We start from the raw sequence: 8841 nt of genomic DNA on the forward strand, positions 1-8841 counted from the left end.
ATTTAATATTGTGTAATAAATTTCTCAATTGATAAAAGTCATTTTAATAAAAGCTATATATTCTATTCAAATAGAAATTCATCAATTGGATATCTGTCGCAATTTTCAATAAAGCTTGATAACCCAAGTTTATGGGCAAAAAATTGGGTTTTTCTGATAAAACTACCACAAAAGCTGATTTTTAGTACCCATGTCCAATGTTTATTAAGAACCCAGTAAAAATACGGTCTTATTATTGCTTTACAAAAGTAGCAACTCGCTATGATTGACCGAATGATTATTGATATAATACGTAAAAATTTTAGTATAATTTTAACTATTTACACAAGTAGCTATTTGGGCAAAACTCCTATATATATTTGTTTTAGTAATAAATTAGTTGTCCAATATTTATGAACTAATATTTACCAATCTATCAATCCTCACACGTCTAAGATAGATAATACTGGTCATGATTTCTAAAACACCGCAATCATAAGCAAACCGAGATCCTCTATCTCTCAACAAGGCTTCAAAGGTTTCCCAGCTAATGTTCTGTAGCACTGTTCTTTGTTCAGCAGGCGTTGACTTGACAAGCATATTAAAATAATTCGTAATTCGTAATTCGTAATTAAGATTTGTAATGGGATTTAGTCCCTGCCACAAAACTTACAAAATCCTTGGGATTAGTGAAAATACTTCTTCTGTCAGGATGTTAGATAAAATCCCGATAATTTTACATATATCATAAATATAATATTCGCTCAAGTAAATTTCAACCATTTGACCATGAAAATAAGTTTCAAAAGCTTTAGTTTTTCCTATAAGTAATCCAGATAGTTAAATTGTGCCAACTATTAGCAAGATATGTTGCTGATAGTTGGCACAATTAGTATCTGAATATTTTGTAACTTTAAGCAAGGAAACCTGCAAAAAAGTCCAGAGTTTCTTTCAGTGCTTTGATGAAAATATCAATTTCCTCGCGGGTGTTGTAGAAAGATAGACTTGCTCGTGCGGTTGCAGCAAGACCTAAGTAACGGTGTAATGGTTGAGTACAGTGGTGTCCAGAACGGATAGCAACGCCTTCTTGATCTAATAATGTAGATAAGTCGTTGGCGTGGACTTCCCCGGCGGTGAATGACGCAAGAGCGGCTCTACCTTCACCTTTCGCATTTGGTTTGGGGCCGTAAATTCTAATTTGGGGAATTTGCTCTAATTGTTGGAACAAATAAGCCGTTAATTCTGCTTCGTAGGCGTGGATTTTATCCATGCCGATACTGCTAAGATAATCTATGGCAGCACCAAGTGCGATCGCTTCCCCAATTGCAGGTGTACCAGCTTCAAATTTATGCGGTAATTCTGCATAAGTTGAATGGTCTAAATAGACTTCTGCAATCATCTCGCCACCACCAAAAAATGGTGGCATTGATTCCAATAATTCCAACTTGCCATACAGAAATCCTATCCCAGTTGGAGCGCACATTTTATGACCAGATGCTACCAACCAATCACAATCTATCTTCTGTACATCAACAGGGTAATGAGGAACACTTTGGCAAGCATCAACTAAAAATTTAGCACCGTAGCTGTGTGCGATCGCACTAATTTCTTCTACTGGGTTAATACAACCCAAAGTATTAGAAATATGCACCACCGACACCAGCTTAGTTTTCTCAGAAATCAGCTTTTTAAACTGTTCTAAATCAAAAGTTTCTTCTGGTGTTAATTCGACAAACTTGAGTACTGCACCCGTTTTTTGTGCAATCAATTGCCAAGGCACAATATTACTATGGTGTTCCATCACCGAAAGAATAATTTCGTCCCCAGGCTGCAAATTATTCATTCCCCAGCTATAAGCAACTAGGTTAATCGCCTCACTTGCGTTGCGGGTGTAAACGATTTCCTGACGCGATGCAGCATTGATGAATTTGGCAACTTTATCTCTAGCACCTTCATAAGCATCAGTAGCTTTGGCACTCAGGAAATGGGCACCTCGATGCACGTTAGCATTATAGTGTTCGTAATAATCCCGTAGTGTATTTAATACGAACAAAGGCTTTTGCGATGTCGCAGCATTATCGAGATAAACCAGGGGTTTCTCGTTGACTTCCTGATGCAATATCGGGAAGTCAGCGCGAACTTTATCAGCAAGGGTTTTGGTAGGAGTAAAAGTCATTGGTAGATTAGTTATTACTCATTAGTCAGGGACTTGAGATTATTCACTGTGTTTAAAAGGATTTCTCGCAGAGAGGGAATCGGTATTTGGTTGATAACTTCAGCAGCGAAGGCGTTAATTAACAACTTCCGAGCATCATTTTCATCAATTCCCCGACTTTGCAGATAAAATATTTCATCATCTTCCAATTGGCTAACGGTAGCACCGTGGGCGCACTTTACATTATCCGCAGTAATTTCCAATTGGGGTTTGGTATCAACTCTGGCTTTAGACGATAGTAGCAAATTGCGATTTAACTGGGATGCATTTGTTAACTGCGCTAGTTTGGGTACAAAAACTTTACCATTGAACACTGCATGAGCGCGATCGCCTACAATACATTTATGCAATTGGTCACTTGTACCGTGAGGATAGTTTAGTGCGATCGCACTGTGAGTATCAGACAACTGCTTACCAGAAATTATCGTCAAACCATTGAGAGTAGTTTGTGTCTGCTCACCAGTTTGTAAAATCTCCAAATTGTGCCGTGACAACTTTGCACCTAAAGTTATGGCATGACAAGTATATCGACTATCACGAGCCTGTGCGATCGCAGTTTTCCCAACATGAAAAGCCTCTGCACCTTCTCGCTCAATCCTAGTGTGACTCACCTCAGCATTGTCACCAACCCAAATTTCCGTAACCGCGTTAGTAAAATATACTCCCTCTTCCTCTGCGCTCTCTGCGCCTCTGCGGTTCGTATACTCTTCAACCAACGTCACCTGCGAACCACTTTCCGCCACCACCAAACAACGCGGCTGCGAAATCGTCGCCGTCTCTCCCGCAACCGAAATAAACGCCAGGTGAATTGGTGTCTCAACTACCACATTCTTCTTCACCCACACCACAGCTGCATCAGTTATCCCAGCCGTATTGAGAGCAGTAAAAACTTCTTGCGCTCCCTCAGCTTGAGCTAAATACTGCCGTACACCTTCCTGCTCAACCGCAGATAAGCCAGCCAAATTACTCACCACAATTCCAGATGGCAAATCTGAAACTGCTGATAACTCCGGTGCATAAACGCCGTTGACAAATACCAAACGACTATTAACCGCTTCTGGCAAAATATCAAATTCTAGAGACGCGTAATTTCCCGTCTCTACACTAAATTGCACCTTTCGCAGAGACGACAAATCAGTAAACCGCCATTCTTCCTCGCGGGTGGTGGGAACAGTCGAGTGGCGTACCCAACTAGCAGCACCTTCACGTAATTCCTGTAACCATCCCTCTGTTTTGGGTGTAGTTACCTGATTTAACAATTCAGTTAGATAGACATCTTTATCCAAAAAAGTAGATGTCAAACTGACTACATTTGAATTAGGAATTGGACTAGGAGAAACTTGAATACTCATTACACACCTACCCCAGCAGCTGCAAATTCTTCCAGCACCCAGTCATAACCGCGAGACTCTAATTCCAACGCCAGTTCTTTACCGCCACTGGTGATAATCTGCCCTTGTGCCATCACATGCACAAAATCAGGCACAATATAATCAAGTAATCGCTGATAGTGAGTAATCAAAATTGTGGCATTTTCTGGACTTGCCAGTTGATTTACCCCATTCGCCACAATTCGCAGCGCATCAATATCCAAACCCGAATCTGTTTCATCCAAAATTCCCAACTTTGGTTCCAGCAGCGCCATTTGCAGAATTTCATTCCGCTTCTTCTCACCACCAGAAAACCCTTCATTCAAACTGCGGCTGAGGAAACTGGGATTCATCTTCACCACATCCAGCTTTTCTTCAATCAAATCGTCAAAATCAAAAGCGTCTATTTCCTCTAAACCTTGCGCCTTACGACGGGAATTGTACGCCACCCGCAAGAAATCCAAATTGCTCACACCGGGAATTTCTAACGGATACTGAAACGCCAAAAATACACCACTTCTAGCGCGTTCTTCCGGCTCCAACTCCAGCAGATTTTGTCCCTGAAAAATTACCTCACCGCCAGTTACCTCATACGCTGGATGTCCTGCCAATACCTTAGAAAAGGTACTCTTACCAGAACCATTCGGCCCCATAATCGCATGAATTTCACCCGATCGCACATCCAGATTCACACCTTTAAGAATCGGTGTCCCATCAACATTAGCCGTCAGATTTCGTACTGACAGCACAACTTCACTATTTTCAATAATCATCTTCTCTCTTCTCTCTCTGCGCTCTCTGCGCCTCTGTGGTTCGTTATTCTTCCTAAAGATAAACACAGAACGCGGATGTATCTGTGTTTATCCTTGCTTCCATTTATCCAACACTGCCTTCCAACTTCAAACTCAACAACTTATCAGCTTCTACAGCAAACTCCATCGGTAGCTGATTAAAAACATCCTTACAGAAGCCGCTAATCATCATCGAAATAGCATCTTCTGAAGAAATACCCCGTTGAGCAAAGTAAAATAACTGATCTTCCCCAATCTTGGAAGTAGAAGCTTCATGCTCCACCTTCGCAGTGTTGTTTTGCACCTGGATGTAGGGGAAAGTATTCGCGTGAGCATTATCCCCAATCAGCATTGAGTCACACTGAGAATAATTTCTCGCCCCTTTAGCCGTCGGATTAACTTTCACCAAACCCCGGTAACTATTACTAGAATTACCTGCGGAGATTCCTTTAGAAATAATTGTACTGCGGGTATTCTTACCTACGTGAATCATCTTACTACCCGTATCAGCTTGCTGCTGATGATTTGTCAGCGCCACCGAGTAAAACTCACCCACAGAGTTATCACCCACTAAAACACAGCTAGGATATTTCCAAGTAATTGCCGAACCTGTTTCTACTTGAGTCCAGGAAATCTTAGAATTTACACCCTGACACAAACCGCGCTTGGTGACAAAGTTGTAAATACCGCCTTTACCATTAGCATCTCCAGCGTACCAGTTTTGGACGGTGGAGTATTTAATTTCGGCGTTGTCCAGAGCGACGAGTTCCACAACGGCGGCGTGCAGCTGGTTGCTGTCATACATCGGTGCAGTGCAACCTTCGAGGTAAGAAACATAACTACCTTCTTCGGCGACAATCAAAGTCCGCTCAAATTGTCCCGTATCACCAGAGTTGATGCGGAAGTAGGTAGATAGTTCCATTGGGCATTTTACGCCTTTAGGAATATAGACAAAAGAACCATCGCTAAATACGGCGGCGTTCAAGGCGGCAAAATAATTGTCAGCGATGGGAACAACGCTACCCAAGTATTTTTTGATCAATTCTGGGTGTTCTTGCAACGCTTCCGAAAATGAACAGAAAATAACGCCATCTTCCGCTAGCTTTTCTTTAAATGTAGTGGCGACAGAAACGCTATCGAAAATTGCATCAACGGCGACATTTGCCAGCCGCTTCTGTTCAGATAGAGAAATGCCTAACTTCTCAAAAGTTTCTAAAAGGGTTGGATCAACTTCGTCCAAGCTGTTTAGTTTTTCTTTCTTACGTTTCGGCGCTGAATAGTAAATGATATCCTGATAATTTATTGGCGGATACTTGACATTTGGCCAAGTTGGTTCCGTCATTTTTTGCCACTGGCGATAAGCTCTGAGGCGAAAGTCCAGCATGAACTGTGGCTCGTTCTTCTTAGAGGAGATCAAGCGGATAACGTCCTCGTCTAGTCCACGCGGTATGGTGTCGGACTCAATGTCTGTGACAAAGCCGTACTTGTAGGGTTGGTTGACTAAGGTTTTGACAGTGGCACTCATCAGTAATAATCTCTCGTGTTCGGAACTGGAATCTCTCTATAAGGATGGGAGACGGGGTTTCTTTAGCCGATTCCCATCTACCGTTACGGAATGGTTACACGGCTGCTAGAATAGTGGTGGAGAGTAAAACAACAGCTATGTTGTTTAATCTATCTTCATTTTACGCTAAATTAACAACAACAATGTTGTCAAAGTCAAATTTTCAAATAAATTTTTGGGGCGTTCGCTGAACGTCTCGCACCACATGAAGATGGCGACTACCCACCAGTCCTCAACCAAGCAAGATATCCTTGAGTATCTGCACAAACACGAAAAAGCAACGGCTTTGGAGCTAGCTGAAGTTTTAGACGTTACCCCCCAAGCGATCCGTCGCCATCTCAAAGATTTGGAGACGGAGGAGCTAGTTTTGTATTCGACATCAGTGCAGGCGGCGGGGATGGGGCGTCCGCAGCATCTTTATGAATTGAGTCGTCAAGGACGCGATCGCTTGCATCGAACAATGAGCGATCGCTTTGGTGATGCAAGCGGAAATTTTGCGGTTTCGCTGCTAGACACCTTAGCCGAAACGGTAGGACACGACCAATTTAAATCGATTTTAGAGAAACAATGGCAGCGCAAAGCTAAAGAATACCGCGATCGCGTCGGTAACGGTTCACTGCGAGAACGTGTAGCCAACTTAGTAGAGTTGAGAAAAGCGGAAGGCTTCATGGCGGAGTATCACGCTGTTGATGTGAATGACTCCTTTGAGTGCGATCGCTTTATCTTAATGGAGCATAACTGCGCCATTTCTAACGTTGCCGAGTCTTTTCCTAGTATCTGTGGTCACGAATTAGAAATGTTTGCAGCCGTATTGCCAGATTGTACCGTAGAGCGCACCCACTGGATTATCGATGGCGAACATCGTTGTGGCTATTTAGTACAAGTTCGTCATTAGTCATTTGTGAAAACTACTACCCCCTCTTTAATAATCAACTAAATTTGAGATAGCGTTTATGGATGTACCAACACAGCAACCATCAGCACAATTTTTAACTCTGGAAGAGTCAGCAAAAGTAGATGCGGCGTTGTTGTCTTCCCCAGAAAAGTTTTTAACAAGATTGACGATTTCATCACTTAAGCTGTTGAAGCATATTGCCCAAGAATACGGTATTGCTATTGAAGATTTGACAGCACAGCAAATAATAGCCTGGTTTGAAAAAGATGGTAAAATCCGCCGTGAAGAGGGCGTTGAAGGTTCATATCTGAAATGGTGATCTGCGGTAATAAAATTTTCGTTGCATTTATTTATTTATTTAGAAAAAATAACTATACAACAAAATATCGCGCTTTTAAAGAATAGAAATGTTTCTTAGAAGCGCGATATTTACAGATAAGATATGTTGACAATTTTTCCTAAAGTCAAATCTGAAAGCGAGAATCTATTAGATACTCGACGATGAGTCTATTTATTGATTTTTGTGACTCTGCCGCCCTGCCTCAGCGTGTTGTTCTGGTGTACCTCCTTGAGTACCCTTTTCTTCACTATCGCTATCTTGATTCCGACCGCCGCTGTGAGAACTCTTACCTCCCTCACGACCGATTTCAGCCATGTGTTCTCTATCCTGACTTACAGCTTCACCACCTTTGTGTCCAGCCTCACGAGCTTCTTCAGATGTAAATTCGTGAGCAGTACCCTTCTCGTGGGCAGCTTGTCCGCCCTTACTTGCTATTTCGCGCTGCTTGTCATCATCCATCGATGCAAAACCACGTTTGCTTGTCTCTGCCATGATAGTAGGCCTTGTAAGTAACTAAATTTTTACCTTTTTAGCAAGTGAAAACCCAGTCTAGGTTTTCTCTTTGATCAATTCATCGACTTTTTTAAATTAGCTAATGTAAGATTCTACATTCATGACTCTTTAGAAAGAAACATTCGATACTAATACTTAACTTTTGATATATAACTAGAGGTACTAGTACCGCAAGGCGGAAGTCAAAAGTCAAAATGAATACAGCATAAGAGTTGTGTTGATTTCGAATGGTTGGTTTATTTACGCCGCGCTGTACTAGTAAAGAGTAATTTTACTATATAAGAATTAATCGGACGCTAGAACGCGAACCTTAAAGAATAAACAAAAAACACCTTTTTCAAGGTGTTTTTATTTAAAAATAAATAACATTTGATTTTTCAAACAATTATTTATGCATTGTAATTGTTAGTACGAGGATTACGAGCGCCAGTTACGGCTCCAATCATTGAAGCTATTAAACCCAACAAAGAACCAAACACAAACCACCATAATCCCGAACGTAAATTAGCTGCTGCATCACGAGCTTGTTGGGCACTTATGTTTGCTTGTGGTACATTAACACCGCCTTGCTGTTGTACCTGGTTTATGACTTCCCCAGCGTTAGAAGCAGCAACACCAAAAGCCCCAGATACTCCACTTGCTAACAACCATGAGCTAACTGCCAAAGTCGTTGCCCAAAGAATTGCACCATTAAGAAGAGCGGTATTACGGTTCATTGGTCCACAAGCACGGGCTGTAACCCAACCACCAGTAAATAAGGATATTAACAAAGCGATAGTTGACCAAAGTCCCGCATTACCCGCAGCGTTAGGAGCAATTGATCTGGGCGCACCTGAACCTTCAACTGTGCCTGCTGCAACCGCACCAATTATAGCACTTAAAATTAGTTGAGTAGCTAAAGATACTAGTAAGCCCGAAATAATCGGTCCCCAGCGAACAAGGTCGTGATACTCGGCTACTCGCCCTGCTACCACAGGCTCAGTAGAAATAACGTCATTACCTGTCCGATTTACGTATGACATAGCTTATGTTCTCCAGTACTGTTTCCGCAAACTTTATCTGAGATATATTCATGTTTATGCTTAAAATTAAATAGCTAAATCATCTAATTTTCTATCTATCAATAGAAATAGTTATTTAATCTATCTTTAGTAATAAAATTTCAATTTGTTTT

General features: G+C 41.6%; 8 protein-coding genes and 1 pseudogene. 2 read left to right on the forward strand and 7 right to left on the reverse strand.

Annotated features, from left to right (window positions below; translation table 11 throughout):
• Nucleotides 1-441 precede the first annotated feature (441 nt).
• From GNF10_RS39055 to sufB, 5 genes and pseudogenes are all read right to left on the reverse strand, one after another.
• Nucleotides 442-579, reverse strand: a pseudogene (locus GNF10_RS39055) (Uma2 family endonuclease); the annotation flags it as partial.
• A 313-nt stretch (nt 580-892) separates the two neighbouring features.
• A complete protein-coding gene (locus GNF10_RS32615; RefSeq protein WP_185581070.1) occupies nt 893-2155 on the reverse strand; it encodes a cysteine desulfurase in 1263 nt (420 codons plus the stop codon).
• A 14-nt stretch (nt 2156-2169) separates the two neighbouring features.
• Entirely contained in the window at nt 2170-3546 is a 1377-nt protein-coding gene (sufD, locus tag GNF10_RS32620) for a Fe-S cluster assembly protein SufD (RefSeq protein WP_185581071.1), read from the reverse strand.
• Nucleotides 3546-4337, reverse strand: a complete 792-nt coding sequence (gene sufC, locus GNF10_RS32625; RefSeq protein ID WP_185581072.1) for a Fe-S cluster assembly ATPase SufC — start codon at nt 4335-4337, stop codon at nt 3546-3548. The genes sufD and sufC overlap by 1 nt, the downstream gene beginning before the upstream one ends.
• Before the next feature lie 103 nt (nt 4338-4440).
• Nucleotides 4441-5880 (reverse strand): Fe-S cluster assembly protein SufB, encoded by a 1440-nt coding sequence (gene sufB, locus GNF10_RS32630; protein WP_185581073.1) that lies wholly within the window; start codon nt 5878-5880, stop codon nt 4441-4443.
• Between the two features lie 250 nt (nt 5881-6130).
• Here sufB and sufR point away from each other — a divergent pair, with 250 nt between their 5' ends.
• Both sufR and GNF10_RS32640 read left to right on the forward strand, forming a co-directional pair.
• Complete coding sequence (gene sufR, locus GNF10_RS32635; protein ID WP_185581074.1) at nt 6131-6814, forward strand: iron-sulfur cluster biosynthesis transcriptional regulator SufR; 684 nt, start codon at nt 6131-6133, stop codon at nt 6812-6814.
• A gap of 58 nt (nt 6815-6872) precedes the next feature.
• Nucleotides 6873-7133 carry a hypothetical protein gene (locus tag GNF10_RS32640; RefSeq protein WP_185581075.1) on the forward strand — a complete coding sequence of 87 codons (261 nt, stop codon included), beginning with the start codon at nt 6873-6875 and terminating at the stop codon, nt 7131-7133.
• Nucleotides 7134-7325: 192 nt separating this feature from the next.
• Here GNF10_RS32640 and GNF10_RS32645 read toward each other — a convergent pair whose 3' ends face one another.
• Both GNF10_RS32645 and GNF10_RS32650 read right to left on the reverse strand, forming a co-directional pair.
• Nucleotides 7326-7646: a KGG domain-containing protein gene (locus GNF10_RS32645; RefSeq protein ID WP_185581076.1), complete on the reverse strand. Its 321-nt coding sequence runs from the start codon at nt 7644-7646 to the stop codon at nt 7326-7328.
• Between the two features lie 410 nt (nt 7647-8056).
• On the reverse strand, nt 8057-8689 hold the full coding sequence (locus tag GNF10_RS32650; RefSeq protein WP_185581991.1) for a hypothetical protein: 633 nt from the start codon (nt 8687-8689) through the stop codon (nt 8057-8059).
• Nucleotides 8690-8841 lie beyond the last annotated feature (152 nt).

Origin of the sequence: Nostoc sp. UCD121 (assembly GCF_014222285.1) — a bacterium.
Taxonomy (GTDB): Bacteria; Cyanobacteriota; Cyanobacteriia; order Cyanobacteriales; family Nostocaceae; genus Nostoc.

What these genes read in the sequence shown, in the direction of transcription:
- sufR (WP_185581074.1), top strand. Translation starts at nt 6,131, where the DNA reads ATGGCGACTACCCACCAGTCCTCAACCAAGCAAGATATCCTTGAGTAT.
- sufB (WP_185581073.1), bottom strand. Translation starts at nt 5,880, where the DNA reads ATGAGTGCCACTGTCAAAACCTTAGTCAACCAACCCTACAAGTACGGC.
- GNF10_RS32615 (WP_185581070.1), bottom strand. Translation starts at nt 2,155, where the DNA reads ATGACTTTTACTCCTACCAAAACCCTTGCTGATAAAGTTCGCGCTGAC.
- sufD (WP_185581071.1), bottom strand. Translation starts at nt 3,546, where the DNA reads ATGAGTATTCAAGTTTCTCCTAGTCCAATTCCTAATTCAAATGTAGTC.
- GNF10_RS32650 (WP_185581991.1), bottom strand. Translation starts at nt 8,689, where the DNA reads ATGTCATACGTAAATCGGACAGGTAATGACGTTATTTCTACTGAGCCT.
- GNF10_RS32640 (WP_185581075.1), top strand. Translation starts at nt 6,873, where the DNA reads ATGGATGTACCAACACAGCAACCATCAGCACAATTTTTAACTCTGGAA.
- sufC (WP_185581072.1), bottom strand. Translation starts at nt 4,337, where the DNA reads ATGATTATTGAAAATAGTGAAGTTGTGCTGTCAGTACGAAATCTGACG.
- GNF10_RS32645 (WP_185581076.1), bottom strand. Translation starts at nt 7,646, where the DNA reads ATGGCAGAGACAAGCAAACGTGGTTTTGCATCGATGGATGATGACAAG.